This is a genomic window from Bacillus sp. 22-7, from assembly GCF_010628845.1.
Lineage (GTDB): Bacteria > Bacillota > Bacilli > Bacillales > Cytobacillaceae > Cytobacillus > Cytobacillus firmus_B.
Genome location: NZ_NJQY01000015.1, coordinates 19251 through 37271 on the forward strand (window position 1 = coordinate 19251; position 18021 = coordinate 37271).

The window sequence follows — 18021 nt, forward strand, 5'->3', positions numbered from 1 at the left end:
CTTTTTGACTATTTTTCTCATTTGGTCATTTTTCTGAAAAAATAGAGGACTATCTAGTTCGATAATCCTTTCATAATGTATTGCTCAAACAGAAGAGCTATTTTTTCTTTTTCCAATGGTTCATGACGCTGTTCCCAATCAAAAATAAGTGCAATATAAAGCTTAAGCATGACAAAGGAAGTCAGTTCCGGATCGCATTCCCGGATTTCTCCTCTTTCAATGGCAAGTGTAACTTTACCTTTCACATATTTAATTATCGCATCCTCCACTTTCCCAATTACATCTGTAACAGCAGGAGTTCCCATTTCCTTTGCTTCCTGGAAAAGCTTGATTGTCAGCTGATGCTTCATGCGGAATTCAAGTATTTTATACAATCCCCGATGAACATTTTTGTGAAAGGGCAAAGAAGGATCAAGCGCTTCATCGGCTGCATTTTTCATTTCCGTGATAAGCGTATGGATAATTTCATCAAACAGCTCTTCTTTATTTTTAAAGAAATTATAGATAGTGCCTTTTCCAACATTCGCAAGCTTTGCAACCTGATCCATAGTGGTTGCTTTATAGCCGAAAAGAGAAAATGATTTTGTGGCTGCTTCAAGAATCTGCTGTTTCCGATCTGCTGACATAAACTCACCTCTTCGAAAATGACTAAATGAACAATTTGGTCATTAGTACAAGAAGTAATTTATCATACTCTATTTGAAAAAGCAACCTGAAATGATGCCAATTTAAAAAGCTGTCACACACGGACAGCTTTTGGCTTGTTGATTTGCAGGTATTCTAATGTATTTCGAACTGCCTCTTCTGCCTGATCTATGCAGTCAGGAACACCAAGACCTTCATACGAACTTCCTGCCAGAAAAATGCCCGGCAGCTTATCCTGCGCCTGTTTCTTTGCCAATCCGACGCGTTCTTTATGTCCAACGGTATACTGAGGCATTGAATCCTTCCATCTTGTTACATAACTAAATTCAGGATTCATATTAATATTCATCGTTTTATTTAAGTCATCAAGCACAACTTTAATAATTTGATCATCTGACAGATCCACAACTGCTTCATCACCGGCTTTGCCAACGTAACAGCGCAGAAGCACTTTTCCTTTTGGGGTAGAATGAGGCCATTTTTTATGTGTCCAGGTACAGGCAGTAATGGTGTAATCACTGTGGCGTGAAACAACAAAACCCGTTCCGTCTATATCCCTTTCAATCGCATCCTCTGGGAAAGCCAGAGCAACAGTTGCCACTGAAGTGGACGGCATTTCTTTAAACTGCTCAAAAAGTCCCCAGCCGGAGAAGATGCTGCACAACGCATGGTGGGGAACAGCCATAACTATGCAATCTGCATTAAGGCTTTCTCCCCCATTTATTTCAACGGTATAGCTTTTGCCATTCTTAATAACCGATTCAATGCGATGGCCTTTCAGCACAGTCCCGGGTTCAAGCTTGCTTTCGAGAGCATCGACAAGTGATTGAAGCCCTGATTTGAAAGTAAGAAACATTCCTTCTTTGCTTTTGCTGTTTCCGGTTTGTTTTGGCTGAGAGCCTGCAGACTTCTTCATTCCCATTATTAAGCTTCTATACTTCTGTTCAACCTGATAAAACTGAGGGAAAGTGGCCATAAGGCTCAATTGATCAATATCGCCTGCATATATGCCAGAGAGAAGCGGTTCAATCAAATTATCGACAACTTCGTCACCAAGCCTTCTTCTGAAAAAGGCACCCAGAGACTGATCTGTGGAAGGATTGGAGCGCGGCAGCACAAAATCTGCCGCAGCTCTTGCCTTTCCTGCAGGAGAGAATAAGCCGGTTGTTATAAAGGGAGCAATTTGTGTCGGGATGCCCATGATGGATCCGCCAGGCATTGGATATAGTCGCTGCCTTACAAGGACATAGGACTTGCCAGAAGTATTTCTCACAAGTTCCTTTTCAAGGCCCGCTTCCCTGGCAAGGCGCGCTGCACTTTGCTTACGGGCCAAAAAGGAGTCTGGCCCTCGTTCGATCACAAAACCGTCTCGTATTATTGTTTGAATCTTGCCGCCAAGGCGATGTGAAGCCTCTATGAGCTTAACGTCCAGAGCCAAGCCCTTTTCTTTAGATTCCTTCTTCAGATAGTAAGCTGCAGCAAGACCCGTAATTCCTCCTCCGGCAACAATAACTTTCTGTCTCTCTCCCTGCACGGTAAATCGCCTTCTTTTCTATTTTTTTGCATTATCGCAGTCAACAGGCAGTAAGCCCCCACTGAGTGAAGTTTCGCTTTATCTATTCAGCAATTTAAAAATGGCATCTGACATTGCATCAATGAACTCAGGCTGTGAATTCGGCATTTCAGGGCGGTAATAGCTTGCTCCCAGCTCATCAGTGACAACTTTGCATTCATAATCATTATCGTACAGCACTTCAAGATGATCTGACACAAAACCTACTGGTGTGTAAACGAATGCTTTATAGCCTTTATTCTCATAAAGATCTCTTGTCAAATCCTGTACATCAGGCCCAAGCCATGGCTCAGGTGTGTTTCCAGCACTTTGCCAGCCGACAGCATAGTTTTTGACACCAGCCTGTTCAGCTATGAGGTCAGCTGTTTCCTGCAGCTGAAGCGGATATGGATCCCCTGATTGCAGGATTTTTTCCGGCAAACTATGTGCAGAAACAATTAACACTGCAGAATCTTTTTCTTCAGCAGGCATTTTATCGAAGGTTTCTTTTACCCGATCAGCCCAATATTTAATAAACTTAGGCTCTTTATACCAGCTTTCAACTGACCTTATTTCAAGGCCTCCAAGCTTTTCAGCCTCTTCCTTGGCTCTGCCGTTATATGATTTCACGCTGAATGTTGAGAAATGAGGCGCAAGAACAATGCTGACAGCTTCCTCAATCCCATCCTCATGCATTTGTTTAACCGCATCTTCTATGAACGGTTCGATATGCTTCAACCCAATATACATTTTGAATTCATACTCGTCCTGAATTTCATTTAAATGCTTTTCAAGTTTTTCAGCCTGATCTTTAGTAATTTCTGCAAGCGGCGATATTCCGCCGATCGCTTCATACCTGCTTCTTAAATCTTCAAGCATTTCCTCAGAAGGCTTTCTTCCTCTGCGGATATGTGTATAGTAACGCTCAATGTCTTCTTCCTTATAGGGAGTTCCATAAGCCATTACAAGTAAACCCATTCTCTTTTTACCCATGTCATCCACCTCAAATTCTGTCTCCAGTTTTTATTGTGCCAAAAAACAAATCGATTACCAAAACTAATGCAAGTGCAGCCTGCTATCGCTTTAAGCCAGCCGGAGGCTATTTGCTTAATTTTGAGGCAGAGTATTCGTGAATAAAAGCAGTTAATTTCTTTAATGTATCAGGGTTAACCTCCGGGAAAACACCGTGTCCAAGGTTGAAAATATAACCCGGCTGAGCCATTCCCTGATCAAGAATAGCTTTTGCTTTTTCCTCGATAACCTCCCAAGGTGCAAGGAGAATCGCAGGGTCTAGATTACCCTGAACTGTTTTGGTGATGCCTTTTGCCCTTGCTTCCTGAATCGGAAGTCTCCAATCAAGCCCCACTACATCAAGCGGCAGATCATGCCACTCCAGTGCAAGATGGCTTGCGCCTACACCGAACATGATCAGCGGAACATTCTCTTCTTTCAAGGCAGAGAAAATGCGATTCATTACCGGCTTAATAAAATAGCGGTAATCTTCCACATTCAGGGCACCAACCCATGAATCGAAAATCTGGATGGCTTTTGCACCTGCTTTGACTTGGGACTTCACGTAGGTAATAGTCATTTCTCCAAGCTTATCCATTAACGCAAACCAGGCTTCAGGCTCTGCATACATAAATGCTTTTGTTTTGTTGTAATTCTTTGATGGACCGCCTTCAATCATATAACTTGCAAGAGTAAACGGAGCACCTGCAAAACCGATAAGAGGAACAGTGAGCTGCTCTTGAGTAAGAAGCTTAATAGTATCCAGGACATATGGAACATCCTCTTCCGGATTGATTTCACCAAGCTTTTCTACATCTGCTTTGGAACGGATTGGATTTGATATAACAGGGCCGATTCCTGATTTAATTTCCACATCCACCCCAATGGCTGGAAGCGGTGACATAATGTCTTTATAAAGAATGGCAGCATCATTGTTATACTGTTCAACCGGCAGCCTTGTTACATAAGCACAAAGTTCTGGCTGGTGTGTAATTTCGAATAGGGAGTATTTTTCTTTAATTGCTCTATACTCCGGCTGTGAGCGGCCAGCCTGGCGCATATACCATACAGGAACATGCTCTGTCTGTTCTCCTCTTGCTGCCTTCAGAAATGTATCATTAAATGAGTTCGTCATTAAATTTTATCCACCTTTCAAGTCTTGTCTGCGTATTATTGTAATATATATGTAACCAAATTAGAAATCTCGAATATCTATCCTTTATGACTATATCCTTTTTTCTCTGTTTTTGTATAGATTTGAAAGCCAAATGTCAAAAAATTGACGTTTTTAACTGTTTAAATAAGGGAAAATTGAAGATTGTAAGGATATTAGCACAATATAAATATATTTTAAATAATGTAGTGTTTATACTTCAGAGTGAACAATATAAAACTTATCCAAGTGGAGTGAGAAAAAATGAAGCTTTATATGGCCAGAGGAACTTACGATTTTTTGAAAAAAATTGAGGATAAGCACCCAAATGAACACATGGTTACAATGCAGAATACTGATACATCCTTATTAATTCATGAAACATCAGGCGCCTCCATCTTTAAAGAGCCCCGTTCCTATGAAGTCATCGATTCTTCCGGAACCTTCTCGGGCGCAGGATTTGCCGTTCTGAACAATGTACCTGTTACAGATGAAGGCAGGCCGCTATTTGAGCACCGGCTGAAAAACAGGGCAGGACTTATCGAAAATGAACCGGGATTTATGGCTATCCGTGTCCTGCGGCCTCTTGAATCAAACACATATGTCACCCTAACGCTATGGCAGGATGAAAAATCATTTAAAAACTGGCAGAATTCCAAAGCATATGAAAAAGCACATGAAAAGCGCGGGACGGAGAGCGGCATTGATAAGACACCGAATATTTTTTCCAGCCCTCCATACGTGACCCAATATTATATCCCTGAAGAAGAGTAACAAGAAAAGAATGCTGGAGCCAGATGTTCTAAGTTATCTTTCTTACCTATTAAAAAAGGATGAGCCCTTATAGCTCATCCTTTTTTCGCCTGTTTTTTTATGATTCCATTTCGGTTGGCATAAACGGCTGCCTGTGTACGGTCTGTAACGCCCAGTTTACTGAGGATATTGCTTACGTGTGTTTTGACGGTTTTGATGCCAATGAACAATTCCTCACTGATTTCCTGGTTAGTCATCCCTTCCCCAATGCAGAGCAGAACATCAAATTCCCTTTCAGTTAAATCATCATGAGGCTTTTTCTCTTTTTCTCTGAAACGGCTTACCATTTTCCCCGCAACCTTTGACTCAATGACAGGCTCACCCTGCGCAGCTTTCTTAATGGCATTTACAACTTCGGCAGCATTTGCCGTTTTCAGCATATAGCTGAAGGCACCCGCTTCAATGGCTGGAAAAACTTGCTCATCATCGTAAAAGCTGGTTATAATAATAATTCTGCATTCAGGATAGCTTTTTAAAATCTCCCTTGTCGCTTCTATTCCGTTCCCATTTTCCATCAGGAGATCCATCAAAACGATTTCCGGCCGCTCTTTCAGCACAAGCTTTACAGCTTCATTCCCACTGCCTGCTTCCCCAATGACCTCTATGTTAGATTCAGTTGCCAAATAAGAAATAATGCCCCTTCTGACCATTTCATGATCATCCACAACTGCTACCCTGATCATTTCAGCCTCTCCCCTTTGCCGGAATTTTAATATCTATATAAGTTCCTTCGTTTTCTTTGGATCGTATTTTGAATATTCCGCCAACCTCCTCGCAGCGTTCCCTCATAGTTTTCAGCCCGTAAGAAGTGATTCTCTCTTTATGAGGATTAAACCCTTTTCCATTATCAGCAATAAAAAGATAGATGTAATCTTCTTCTTCCGTTAGGGTTACTCTGATCTTTCCTGCATCCGCATGTCGGAGCACATTAGATAAAGCCTCCTGGACAATCCTGAATAAATGTTCTTCCGCTGCTTTGGAAAGATTTTCAACCTCATCAATGCTTGCATGGAATTCGATGTTTGTTTTTGCCTTTAACTCCTGTATCAGCTTAATAATACCGTCACAGAGTCTGTCATTACTCAACTGCACAGGCCTAAGATGGAGGAGAAGCGCTCTCATTTCCCCCTGGGCTTTCGCAGCGATTTCAGAGATTTCATTTAACTGCTCTCTCGCTTTATCACTATCCAAATCAAAAACTCTCAGGGCTGCTGAAGACATCATACTTAATGCGAAAAGCTGCTGGCTCACTACATCATGCAGATCCCTGGCCAGGCGCTGTCTTTCTTCCATTACAGCTGCTGAATGAGCGGTTTGTGCCAATGCAGACTTTTCATCGGCAAGCCGCTGCATGGAAAAAACCTGCTCCTGAATATTTTCGGCCAGCTGATTCAGTTCATCTGATATTAATCCTATTTCATCTTTTTCATAAGATTCCATCCGATCAGCATACTTGCCGCTTCTTAAGGTCGAAACAAATAATAAAATATCACCGAGCCGCCCTTTTATTAAGTAGCTGCCCTTGAGCCCAAAATAGGCACCCGTAAGGAGTAATACCGTTAAAACATACAAAAACAGCCAAAAGGTGCTCTTTATTGTCAATGGCGATTCAGAATTGTAAAATAGATAGACCTGCAACCCGACAAAAAAGATTAATGAACTTATAATGGCCATCATAATAAAGCTCTGCACAAACCAATACCTGATTCCGCTTTTTTTCATCTTATACCCCTATACTTTATCGATCCGAATGGATCCAATTTTTACTTGTACAGCGATTTTCAGCTTTCTGGATGCTTCATCATAACCAGGTGACTTATATTGAAGACTGCGGTTGATGTCACCTGTCTTTTGATCAAAAATGCGGATGTCTCCTATATTAATATTTGACTGGATCATCACCGGAATGTTTTCGGGGATGATCATTTTCACATCGCCAATCCACCCTCTCACAATGACAGGCGTCTCTTTCTCCGGGATGAAAGCTTTGCTGAAATCGATAAAATAATCACCGATCATTGTATATAAATCCATCGGCTCGAGAGACCAATTCGGCTGTTTAAAATCCACATCGCCAATTGAAAAGCCTCTTATATTTTTAAGCGGCTGAGGGCTTTCATATTTTGAGATATTAATAACTTTTTTCTCCGCTGCACCTTTGTCTTTCCCATAGATATCTGCCGGAAAATCCTGTTCAAAATGTATCTTTAAACGATCTTTTTTCAAAAGAATATTAATGCCGATAAAGATAAGAAACAGGGGCCAGAGTTTCCAGATTTCCATAAACCTGAATTCAATTACTCCGAGACGATCAAGGATTAATAGCATTGAAAATACAATTAGAAATAACCCGGGAAACATCCCGCTCCGGCTATTCTTCAGTATGTACGACAGCAGATAATAACACCCGGCAGCCAATAGGATAAAGGGGTAAATTACGACAAATACCTCTTTTATTTCCAAGGAAATGACACCTATGTTCATAAGAAGAAGCAAAACCCCAATAGCTGATAAAGTTATCGCGAAGATTATTTGATTAACGGACCTGTATCTCATAGGCTTTCCCTTCCCTCTTTTCTCCTATTCTTGTATTCGCTAATGCAAAAACATTTTCCTTCTACATTCATTTTATCAGTCAGCAATTCTATTGAAACATCCCCCGGTGTGTTTTAGCCTCCTCCTCTGGACGGATTCAATTCATATCACCATTTATTTCATTCCATCATATTCTGTACTACATTCCGAATCGGGTGATTCGCCTAAACCGGCGCTTCTCTTATGGAATTTTGAAAGGAGGAAAATCAAGTGGGAGTTGAGCTGACAGCCATCCATTGGATATATGTTCTTTTTATTGTCTTCATCATCGGCTTCATGGTTATGAAGAGAGATACAACGCTTGTCTGTATTGCTGGCATCTTTTTAATTGCCATTACAGCTACCGGCTCCTTAAGCGGTTCAATCAGCAGTATTTTTACCAGTTTTATATTTGCGATAACAGAACTTCTTTCCACTATACTGGTCATTTCCATTATAGTGGCCATGAGCCGGACACTGACCACAACCGGAATTAATGATGTCATGATCTCTCCTTTTACCAGGTTAATCAGAACACCGGCACTTGCCTACTGGACGATCGGAATTTTGATGATGGTCATCTCCTGGTTTTTTTGGCCATCTCCTGCTGTTGCCTTAATGGGGGCCGTCCTTCTTCCCGTCGCCATCCGGGTAGGATTACCTGCTTTGGGTGTGGCAATGGCCATGAACCTGTTCGGTCACGGCGTCGCACTATCCGGAGATTTTATAATCCAGGCTGCCCCGAAGTTAACTGCCGATGCTGCTGGTCTTCCAGTAGGCGAGGTCATATCAGCCAGTGTTCCGCTTGTTATTATTATGGGTGCAGTCACGACTATTACCGCTTTTTATCTTATCAAGAGAGATATGAAAAGCGGCAAGCTGACTGCAGATACTGGTCTTACTGGGGATACACCAGCTGAACTGCAGGCTGATTCCAGTCAAAAACACCTGCTTTCACTTAAACAAAAACGTTTTTTTGCGTTATTAATTCCAATCTTATTTGCTGCTGATGTAGCAGCCATGTTTGCGTTAGATCTTCAGGGCGGTGACGCAACAGCTTTGGTAGGCGGTACATCGATATTTATTCTCCTGCTGATCACGCTCGCTGCCCATCGTAATAGGGGCCTTGAAAAAACTACAGCCTATTTAGTTGAAGGCTTCCAGTTTGGATTTAGAGTATTTGGCCCTGTCATTCCAATTGCAGCTTTCTTTTATCTGGGGGACGCTGGATTTTCTCAGATGATAGGAGACTTTTTGCCAAAGGGCTCGCATGGAATTGTTAATGATCTTGGAGTGGGGCTGGCATCTGTTGTCCCTTTAAGCAAAGAGGTAGGCGCCATTACACTGACTGTCGTTGGCGCCATTACGGGGCTTGATGGATCCGGCTTTTCCGGCATCTCACTTGCCGGCTCCATTGCAAATCTATTTGCGACAGCTATCGGCACAGGTGCTGCAACCTTAACGGCTCTCGGGCAGGTAGCTGCCATCTGGGTAGGCGGTGGCACACTGGTTCCCTGGGCCCTTATTCCTGCAGCCGCAATCTGTAATGTAGATGCTTTTGAACTGGCTCGCCGGAACCTGCTTCCGGTCACAATTGGCTTAATTGTAACAACTATTGCAGCCATGTTCCTCATTTAATAGAAGCAAAAGAGACTATCGGGCGATAGTCTCTTTTGCTTCTATGCTGATTCCCGCTCATATGAATTTCTTCTGAATATTGACTTTAAGGCCGCGTAAAGTGAAATTGAAATGAATACCCAAATATAGCCTGCTGCAAATCCTGCTGCAATATCAGACGGATAATGTACACCCATCACGATCCGGCTGATTCCCATTAAAAAAATCCAAATGCCGGCTATAATCGCCGTGATCCATTTCGCTGACGATTTCTTCAGCTCGGTAATGATAAAATAGGCTAATAACGTATATAGAATCATCCCAATCATCGCGTGTCCGCTCGGAAAGCTGAGACTCGCCACCTCAACAAGATGCTCCTGATCAGGGCGCGGCCTTCCAACAGCCTCTTTAAGCCACTTATTTACTTCATTTCCCGCTGCAACAGCAAAAACAACAGCTGCCATCGCCTCATAATTCCTATAGTTGAGCCAAAGCAGTGCTAAGAAAGCCAATGTAATAATCCCTACACCGGTTTTACTCCCCATATTGTCCATGGCCTCAAAAAACGGATGGGTGCTTTCTGAAAATAATCCTGTAAAGAATTTTGACAAATAACGGTCAAAATCAAGAGTTTGTCCGTTATTAACGGCAACAAGAAAATATAGAAAAATGGATGCGGATACAGCCAGGAAAAAATAGGTCCATTTAGATTTAAGCATTTCCAATCTTACTAATACCTCCCATTTTGGTCTTAATTTATATTATCATCTCTACTTTACTTTTATTATGTTAAGGTTGCATAAAAAAACATTTTTCCCTTTATCCCATTAAAGAATGTTATAATAATGGAAAAATTACATCGATAGGAGAGGAAATCATGTCTGAATCACTATTTAAAAAACTGGAAAGCTATTACGATGAAATGGTCTCCATCCGGCGCTATCTTCATCAGAATCCTGAAGTATCTTTTAAGGAAGAAAAGACGGCTCACTATATCAAAACCTTTTATGAAAATCTGGGGATTGAAGTCCGGAGCCATGTAGGGGGAAATGGAGTGGTTGCCAGGATTCATGGCAGCAAACCAGGAAAGACCATCGCTTTAAGAGCCGATTTTGATGCACTTCCTATCCAGGATGAAAAGGATGTCCCATATAAATCATTGGTCCCTGGGGTAATGCATGCTTGCGGACATGATGGACATACGGCAACTTTACTTGTACTGGCGAAGGCACTAAATGAACTTCGCGATGAATTAGAAGGTACATATGTAATGATTCACCAGCACGCCGAGGAATATGCTCCGGGCGGAGCGATTTCGATGATCAAAGATGGCTGCCTTGAGGGTGTCGATGCCATTTTTGGAACACACCTGTGGGCATCAGAACCAACAGGGAAGATCCAATATCGGATTGGCCCATTTATGGCGGCAGCAGACAGGTTTGAAGTTACCATCCAAGGAAAAGGCGGGCACGGAGCACAGCCTCACAAAACGAAAGATGCGATTGTAACTGCCTCCCAGCTGGTTGTCAATCTTCAGCAAATCGTCAGCAGAAAAGTAAATCCAATTGACTCTGCCGTTGTAACAGTTGGTTCCTTTGTAGCTGATAACGCATTTAATGTAATTGCTGATAGAGCAAAATTGATCGGTACTGTCCGCACATTTAACGAGGACGTCCGCACTAATATCGAAGAGGAAATCGAGCGCATTGTCAAAGGAACATGCTACACAGCAGACAGTGACTATGAGTATCAGTTCCATAGAGGCTACCCTGCTGTTGTCAATCACAAAAGGGAAACCGAATACCTGGCTGAACTGGCAGGAAAAATTGATGAAGTCAGATGGGCAGAAGAGACAGACCCTGAAATGGGCGGTGAAGATTTCGCATACTATCTGCAGCATGTGAAAGGCACCTTCTTCTTTACAGGGGCAAGACCTGAAAATACATCAGAAAATTACCCGCACCATCACCCAAAATTTGATATTGATGAAAAAGCCATGCTGATCGCAGCCAAAACACTGGGAGCAGCAGCTTTAAACTATCATAGCTATCAGGAAAGCAAGGACTCCGTTGAAGTAGGAAAATAAGAAGAAATTCGAGTGTGGGCCAGGTGACTGGCCCATTTTTTTGTGGTGGTGTGGGCCTGCTTTATGAGCCGTTTTAAGTTTTAGCATAATAACCACCCAAAATGAGCGCAATGAATCACACTCGCCTCAAGCAAAGTATTAAAAACAGCCCCAAGCCTAATCAGGCCTTGGGGCTGTCTTTAAAATTCTCATACGATAAGCATTTTTAGCGGTTTCACCTAAGTGATCTAGCAAATTATAGTTCGCATACGCCCCGACAGCAGCACCAATACCCGGCACCAGCTGGAGCATTTTAACAAAGTCAATATAATCCCGGTATTCCTGCTGAAATACCTTCCAGTCCATATCAGCCAGTGTTTCCTTCCGGTCATCCCATTCTTCAATCAGCTTCAGCGTTTCTTTCCTTTTATCATCACTGGAAAATGCGAGCTGAAAGACATGGAGGAGAAACAGGCGCTCTTCATAATCTTTTGTATCAAATCCATATATGGAGGCAGATTCAAAAAGAAATTTCATCTTAATGCTCAGCAGCAAGGGAAAATCAGCAATGCCAAGGAGTATTCCCCCTGCCCCGGTTCCGGCACCTTCGACAGCAGCTGTTTTGCGGTAAGTCGAAATCTTTTCTTGCAGCATGAGATCCATGTTTTCCAGGCTGCGGCCGGCAGATTGTTTTTTTCTGGTGAGTGCATTCGATCCAACCAAAGTGGCCTTTACCATATTCTTAATGCTGTCAGTGATAATTTGATGAGCTTTTTCAGGTATTATACTATTTACCTTTGTCTGAGCTTTTTTGGAAAGGCGATTCAGCATGCTGGAGCGCTTGTTGATCCGTCTCTTCCATTCTTCAATTTCATAAAAAGCCTTTAATTCATACTCCATCATTTTTCCTACCTGCCTTTTTTCAGGATGACTCTATATACGCACAAAAGACAGCAATGGTTTCATTTTAAGCCCGGCTGCCTGTCAGCCGTTTCTGAATATAGATATGAGTATATACATATGCAAATAAAACTCCAACGGCTAAAGCCAAAAGCGAAGCCAGCCATCCGCCATTTGCCAGTACAGCAAGAGATAATAGGAGTGCCTGAACATAAAGTATTCCTGTCAGCAGCTGTTTAAAGGACTTCTCCTGTATATCCTCTTTAACCGGATATAAATTCACCCACAGCTTATCCTGATGGTGATTCCATAGCGGCAGCAGCTGAAATCCGGTTAAGTACATGAATAACGGCACAAGCAGGATTTGTCCCATTCCATACGAAATCAAATAAATTGCTCCAGCACCAATAAGAGTTAAACGAATGAATAAACCGAAGTAATCACCGGAACGGAGAAATGTACGGACATAAAGGTTTTTAAAAGTTGCATCCTGTTTGAATGGAATTCCTGAAAGCAGCCAATCAAGCCACTTCCGTCTTTTTACGCGGTCTTTCAGCTTTGGAACATCTGTAAACATATTGGCCAGCCTGTAGAAGGAGGTCATTCTTCGCTCTTCCTGATCAATCAAATATTCCCATTTCAGCCCTTTATCCCTGGATTTCATGGTAAAGAACAAATACAGCAGGATCAGCAGCACACCTGCTGCCAGCATAAAAATGGGGGAAGCGCCGCTAAATAGAAAATATAGAAACACAGCGTTAACAGCATAACGGACACATGTATCCAATACATGTACGCTTGTTTCGATATAATATTGTATCTTCCAGCGTATCAGCAAATTGATCATTTTTAGCATCAGCAGGATCAGCAGAAATGGTAAAAACACTTTAAAATTGCCATCATTCACCGCTGCATATAAGGGCAATAAAACTCCAAGCCCCATAACAAGGAGATATGCATGAACAAAAAAGCTGACTGCCATCGAACGTCTGAAATACCCTGAAAGCCTGTCTTCAAGCGGCAGCAGAAAAATTTTGTCTGCTTCAGAAAAGAATGTATAAATTGGGCTGTATGTAACCAGAAGAGCTAAGATGATTGCTATAACCGCTGCAGCTGGAAAATCACCGGGCAGGGTTTTTATCCACTCCTGATAATAAAAAGCTGCAGTTCCCAGAAGAAACACCATGACAATGACAATATGGCCATTAAAGATATAACGGAGATAGCGGGAAAGCTCTTTGACTGTCCTCCCGAATCTCTCCTTCCATAATTGTTTTTCATCAAACATAATCTTCTTCCTTTGTGAGCTGGATATATAAATCATCGAGGGTTGCTCCCGGCATTGCAAATTGCTGCTGCAGCTCCGCTAAAGTTCCCTTCGCCCTTACTTTGCCTTCATGTAAAATCACAAAACGATCACAATACCTTTCAGCGGTTGCCAGGATATGGGTGGACATAAGAATGCCGGCACCGCTCTCTTTCATTTTCTTCATCAAATCGAGAAGTGACTGAATGCCAAGCGGGTCCAGACCTACAAATGGTTCATCAACAATGTATAATGACGGCTGCACCAAAAAAGCGCACATGATCATTACTTTCTGCTTCATCCCTTTAGAAAAATGAGCTGGAAACCATTTCAGTCTTTTTTCCATTCTGAATTCCTTCAGCAGTGTTTCCACTCTTTGTTTGTACTCTGTTTCAGGCAGACCGTATGCCATGGCTGTAATACGCAAATGCTCTTCGAGTGTAAGTTCATCATACAAAATTGGGGTTTCCGGAACAAAAGTGAATTGCTTGCGATATCCTTCCTTATCCTTAAGGAATTGCATGCCATTGATCGTTATTTCTCCCTCCTTCGGTTCCATTAAGCCAATTACATGTTTGATGGTCGTACTTTTTCCGGCTCCATTAAGGCCAATCAGGCCGACGATTTCATGTTCACCCACTTCAAAGGAGACATCCTTTAAGACCGGGTTTCTCGTATAGCCGCCGGTAACGTTTTTAATTTCAAGCAGCGCCATTCTCAACGTCCTTCCTACTATGTATAAGTCCATTGTAAAAAAAGCCAAAGTAAATTGTCCAGTTTAGACAAAATTCCTGTATATAAATTACGGGACGGGACATTCTAATCTATGAAGGGGAAACAAGTCATTTGAACACCATTCAGATGATCAAAACTTGAAATGAGGTGTCTGTCGCAGACAGTTTCCTTTCAGTATAAGCTTCAAACGTTCCTAATAAGGGGATGGTTGCATTGCACATGAAACCTGATGATCTTAAACACTTGATCGCTTTACCCGTAAGTGGTCACTAAGTCATTTTTTAAATGAGGTGTTTGTTAAAGACTATCATCCATGCTTTATACGCCTGTAAAAGCTTATAAAGAAAATAAGGGGATGGTCCGATTGAACAAAGATCGATTTTCTCTAGATATGAACACAATTCATTCATAAATGAGGTGTTTGTTAAAGAGAATTCACCTGAAATAGAAACGTACCAATAGAAGCTTCCCCTTCACGAAGGCAGGATTCCAAGCGGATCCTGCCTTTTATTTTTTAAGCTGTTTTCGTAAAGTTTGTTGCTTTTTAATAACTAGATTAGTTTGCTTAGTTGATTGGAGCGGAAAGTGCGAGATCCTCGAAAATGCTTTCGCATTTTCTTCGTGCGGTGTTTATCGGGGGAGTTTATTCAACGTCCTGCGGGAGTAGCGGGACAGGCGAGCCCCCGCAGATGCGCAGCGTCGAGGAGGCTCACCGCCCGCCCCGCTGTTCGCTGAGCATCCTGGAGGAAATCAACGGACAGTATTGATAGGCGAAAACAACAATTTATGCGAAAAGAGCCATTTTTTATGACTAGACCCACGCCATAATCCCATCCCCTTTTGCTTTTTTGTTTTTTGGAGGATATGGTAGAATTGTGAAAAAGATATTTGGTTAGGAGCTGACATAATGAACGATTGTATATTCTGTAAAATAATCAATGGCGAGATTCCTTCAGCCAAAGTTTTTGAAAATGAGCATGTGATGGCTTTTCTGGATATAAGCCAGGTCACAAAAGGGCATACACTTGTCATTCCGAAAGTACATAAAGAAAACTTATATGAAATGGATGCTGAAACAGCCCGGAACTACTTCGAAGCTGTTCCGAAGATTGCCAGAGCCATTAAGGCCGAATTCGATCCAATTGGCCTGAATTTAATTAATAACAACGGTGAACACGCCGGACAGACCGTTTTCCATTTCCACTCCCACCTTATTCCCCGTTATGGTGACGGAGATGGCTTAGGGGTTGTGTGGAAATCACATCAATCTGATTACTCAGCTTCAGATCTTAAGGAAATCTCTGATGCCATAAAAAAGCATCTGTAACCCTCTGATCCTCCTGTTTCTGCAGGGGGAATTTTTTCTCCAATTTTTCAAAATGTTCATTTTTTTCTCTGTACAAATCAATATAATTTGTTAACATATTAACTATCTTTATTTCTTCACAGCATTATAGTGAATTGATTTTATATTTGGAGGGAGAAAAATGTACCGTGCTCTAAATTTTAATGCAGGTCCCGCAGCCCTGCCGGAAGAGGTATTAAAAGAAGCGGAAAAGAGTTTGCTGAACTTTGGCAATACAGGAATGGGCATAATGGAGCTGAGCCATAGAAGCAGCGAATATCAGGCAGTACATGATCAGGCAATCACACGCTTAAGAAGACTGCTGGCAATCCCGGATGACTTTGAAGTGCTTTTTATTCAGGGCGGGGCAAGTCTCCAGTTTTCCATGGTGCCGATGAACCTGCTGGGAAAAGACCAGGCAGCCCATTATATTCTTAGTGGTTCCTGGTCCGAGAAGGCTTTAAAAGAAGCAGATAAAATTGGCGAAACCGTCATTTCTGCCTCCAGTAAGGAACAAAAATACAGCTTTATCCCCGAATTTAGTCAAGATGATATGCCGGACAATGCTGCCTATCTTCATATTACCAGCAACAATACAATCTACGGCACACAATGGCAAAGCTTTCCTTCAAATAAAAAAACACCGGTAGTAGCAGATATGTCAAGCGATATTTTAAGCCGTCCTTTGAAAGTAGACCAATTTGATTTGATCTATGCCGGTGCCCAGAAAAATCTCGGCCCTTCCGGTGTAACAGTAGTCATTATCCGAAAAGAACTATTAAAAAGATCTTCTGAAACGCTCCCTATAATGCTGAATTACAATACATTTGCCAATAACAACTCTTTATATAACACGCCTCCTACTCTTTCAATCTATTTACTGTCACTTGTGCTTCAGTGGGCAGAGCAGATAGGCGGCCTTCAGCAGATTGAAAAGGCCAATGAGAAGAAGGCAAAAATGCTTTATGATGTTATTGATGAAAGTGAAGGTTTTTACATAGGGCATGCCCATAAAAACAGCAGGTCCCGTATGAATGTTACTTTTAATCTTCACAGCGAAGATCTCTCCAGGGAATTTCAGATACAGGCAAAAGAAGCAGGGTTCGTCGGGCTTGGCGGACACCGTTCTATCGGGGGGTGCCGCGCATCCATTTACAATGCTGTGCCAGAGCACCATGTTGAAAAGCTGGCCGCATTTATGAAAGCTTTTAAAAATAATAATTAATAAATATAACACCTTTGAATGACAGTAAAATATGTTATAATGAGTTAAAGTTTTTCGCTGCAGGCAAAGAGTGCACTGCAGGAGAGACGAACAGAGCTTAGTCAGAGAATAGCAGAGGAGAGATGAGAATTGAATACAAAAAATTTAGTGGCCTTATCCCTATTGGTCGGGATGGGCGCAGTGCTTCATGCCGTTGTTCCAGGTTTTTTTCTCGGAATGAAACCGGACATGATGCTTACCATGATGTTCTTAGGCATTATCCTTTTTCCAGACACCCGAAGCGTTTTGCTTTTAGGTTTAGTTACAGGCCTGATTTCCGGGTTTACCACAACCTTTCCCGGAGGATTAATCCCGAATATCATTGATAAGCCTGTTACTGCATTCACATTTTTTGCATTGTTCCTGATTGTAAAGAAATTCAGGAAGAATATCGTCAGTGCAGCTGTCTTAACAGCAGCAGGAACCATCGTATCCGGAATTGTGTTTTTAACTTCGGCATACCTGATTGTCGGACTGCCGGGACCTTTCACAGCATTATTTGCAGCAGTTGTACTTCCTGCAGCTGCAGTTAACACCGCTGCAATGGTAATCCTTTTTCCTGTAGCACATTCAATTGCAAACAGAACAAAGCTGACTAAAGTGACGATCAGCCAATAATTATATACAAAAAGCCCGCAAATAAGCGGGCTTTTTTATTTGGAAACTATTTAGAAACTGCCCACAATCAGACCCAGCAGGAACAAAAACGCCCCGCCTGCCGCTAAAGCAGCCGCCCTTTTTTTGAGAACATACTTCGGAGGATAGACTCCGGGTTTCTTTATTGAAAGGAAAAAATGAATACCTCCTAAAAACAGCACCACACTTAATGCAAAAATCCCCGCCGCTGCTCCGGACAACCTGCCTCCCCCTTTCGCAAAATATTCTTCTATTGAATTGTATGCCTGTTTGCCGGGAGCTATGAGAATATGGTTTACTCTTATATGTTTTGTGATATAGATATAGATAGAACATTTTTCATTTTCAGCTTTAGAAAAATGAAGATTGCAGTAAAATAGGCATATAAATAAGATTCTGAGGTGA

The 18021-nt window shown here is 42.0% G+C and carries 18 protein-coding genes; 6 read left to right on the top strand and 12 right to left on the bottom strand.

Features of this window, described 5'->3' with window-relative positions; genetic code table 11:
• Positions 1-53 precede the first annotated feature (53 nt).
• The 4 genes from CE058_RS13200 to hemE form a co-directional block, all read right to left on the bottom strand.
• Entirely contained in the window at positions 54-626 is a 573-nt protein-coding gene (locus CE058_RS13200) for a TetR/AcrR family transcriptional regulator (RefSeq protein WP_061793772.1), read from the bottom strand.
• 113 nt (positions 627-739) lie between these two features.
• Positions 740-2179, bottom strand: a complete 1440-nt coding sequence (hemY, locus tag CE058_RS13205; RefSeq protein ID WP_163143229.1) for a protoporphyrinogen oxidase — start codon at positions 2177-2179, stop codon at positions 740-742.
• Positions 2180-2257: 78 nt separating this feature from the next.
• The gene (hemH, locus tag CE058_RS13210) at positions 2258-3190 is read right to left on the bottom strand and encodes a ferrochelatase (RefSeq protein ID WP_163143232.1); all 933 of its coding nucleotides are present in this window, start codon (positions 3188-3190) and stop codon (positions 2258-2260) included.
• Between the two features lie 106 nt (positions 3191-3296).
• The gene (gene hemE, locus CE058_RS13215; RefSeq protein WP_048010698.1) at positions 3297-4343 is read right to left on the bottom strand and encodes a uroporphyrinogen decarboxylase; all 1047 of its coding nucleotides are present in this window, start codon (positions 4341-4343) and stop codon (positions 3297-3299) included.
• Between the two features lie 282 nt (positions 4344-4625).
• On the opposite strand from hemE, the gene CE058_RS13220 reads away from it, so the two are divergent.
• Positions 4626-5135: an antibiotic biosynthesis monooxygenase family protein gene (locus tag CE058_RS13220; protein ID WP_163143235.1), complete on the top strand. Its 510-nt coding sequence runs from the start codon at positions 4626-4628 to the stop codon at positions 5133-5135.
• A gap of 74 nt (positions 5136-5209) precedes the next feature.
• Here CE058_RS13220 and CE058_RS13225 read toward each other — a convergent pair whose 3' ends face one another.
• Genes CE058_RS13225 through liaF form a run of 3 tightly spaced genes read right to left on the bottom strand, consistent with a single transcriptional unit; the run spans position 5210 to position 7730 of the window.
• Complete coding sequence (locus CE058_RS13225; RefSeq protein ID WP_163143238.1) at positions 5210-5857, bottom strand: response regulator transcription factor; 648 nt, start codon at positions 5855-5857, stop codon at positions 5210-5212.
• A 1-nt stretch (position 5858) separates the two neighbouring features.
• A complete protein-coding gene (locus tag CE058_RS13230; protein WP_163143240.1) occupies positions 5859-6896 on the bottom strand; it encodes a sensor histidine kinase in 1038 nt (345 codons plus the stop codon).
• A 9-nt stretch (positions 6897-6905) separates the two neighbouring features.
• Positions 6906-7730 carry a cell wall-active antibiotics response protein LiaF gene (gene liaF, locus CE058_RS13235; RefSeq protein WP_163143243.1) on the bottom strand — a complete coding sequence of 275 codons (825 nt, stop codon included), beginning with the start codon at positions 7728-7730 and terminating at the stop codon, positions 6906-6908.
• Between the two features lie 249 nt (positions 7731-7979).
• Here liaF and CE058_RS13240 point away from each other — a divergent pair, with 249 nt between their 5' ends.
• Positions 7980-9386, top strand: coding sequence for a hypothetical protein (locus CE058_RS13240; RefSeq protein WP_163143245.1), 1407 nt, complete (start codon positions 7980-7982; stop codon positions 9384-9386).
• Between the two features lie 41 nt (positions 9387-9427).
• Here the strand turns inward: CE058_RS13240 and CE058_RS13245 are convergent, their stop codons facing one another.
• Positions 9428-10084, bottom strand: coding sequence for a phosphatase PAP2 family protein (locus CE058_RS13245; protein ID WP_261391149.1), 657 nt, complete (start codon positions 10082-10084; stop codon positions 9428-9430).
• 158 nt (positions 10085-10242) lie between these two features.
• Between CE058_RS13245 and CE058_RS13250 the strand changes: the two genes are divergently transcribed.
• Positions 10243-11451 carry a M20 family metallopeptidase gene (locus CE058_RS13250; RefSeq protein ID WP_163143251.1) on the top strand — a complete coding sequence of 403 codons (1209 nt, stop codon included), beginning with the start codon at positions 10243-10245 and terminating at the stop codon, positions 11449-11451.
• 156 nt (positions 11452-11607) lie between these two features.
• Here CE058_RS13250 and CE058_RS13255 read toward each other — a convergent pair whose 3' ends face one another.
• The 3 genes from CE058_RS13255 to CE058_RS13265 all read right to left on the bottom strand — a co-directional run bounded on the left by CE058_RS13255 (position 11608) and on the right by CE058_RS13265 (position 14351).
• On the bottom strand, positions 11608-12333 hold the full coding sequence (locus tag CE058_RS13255) for an EcsC family protein (protein WP_163143253.1): 726 nt from the start codon (positions 12331-12333) through the stop codon (positions 11608-11610).
• Between the two features lie 64 nt (positions 12334-12397).
• Entirely contained in the window at positions 12398-13618 is a 1221-nt protein-coding gene (locus CE058_RS13260; RefSeq protein WP_163143256.1) for an ABC transporter permease, read from the bottom strand.
• A complete protein-coding gene (locus CE058_RS13265; protein WP_163143259.1) occupies positions 13611-14351 on the bottom strand; it encodes an ABC transporter ATP-binding protein in 741 nt (246 codons plus the stop codon). The genes CE058_RS13260 and CE058_RS13265 overlap by 8 nt, the downstream gene beginning before the upstream one ends.
• Before the next feature lie 927 nt (positions 14352-15278).
• Here CE058_RS13265 and CE058_RS13270 point away from each other — a divergent pair.
• The 3 genes from CE058_RS13270 to CE058_RS13280 all read left to right on the top strand — a co-directional run bounded on the left by CE058_RS13270 (position 15279) and on the right by CE058_RS13280 (position 17598).
• Positions 15279-15698: an HIT family protein gene (locus CE058_RS13270; protein WP_048010709.1), complete on the top strand. Its 420-nt coding sequence runs from the start codon at positions 15279-15281 to the stop codon at positions 15696-15698.
• A 160-nt stretch (positions 15699-15858) separates the two neighbouring features.
• Complete coding sequence (serC, locus tag CE058_RS13275; protein ID WP_163143262.1) at positions 15859-16941, top strand: 3-phosphoserine/phosphohydroxythreonine transaminase; 1083 nt, start codon at positions 15859-15861, stop codon at positions 16939-16941.
• A gap of 129 nt (positions 16942-17070) precedes the next feature.
• The gene (locus CE058_RS13280) at positions 17071-17598 is read left to right on the top strand and encodes a tryptophan transporter (protein ID WP_163143265.1); all 528 of its coding nucleotides are present in this window, start codon (positions 17071-17073) and stop codon (positions 17596-17598) included.
• A gap of 50 nt (positions 17599-17648) precedes the next feature.
• Here CE058_RS13280 and yhzF read toward each other — a convergent pair whose 3' ends face one another.
• On the bottom strand, positions 17649-17837 hold the full coding sequence (gene yhzF, locus CE058_RS13285) for a membrane protein YhzF (protein WP_035326942.1): 189 nt from the start codon (positions 17835-17837) through the stop codon (positions 17649-17651).
• Positions 17838-18021: the final 184 nt, after the last annotated feature.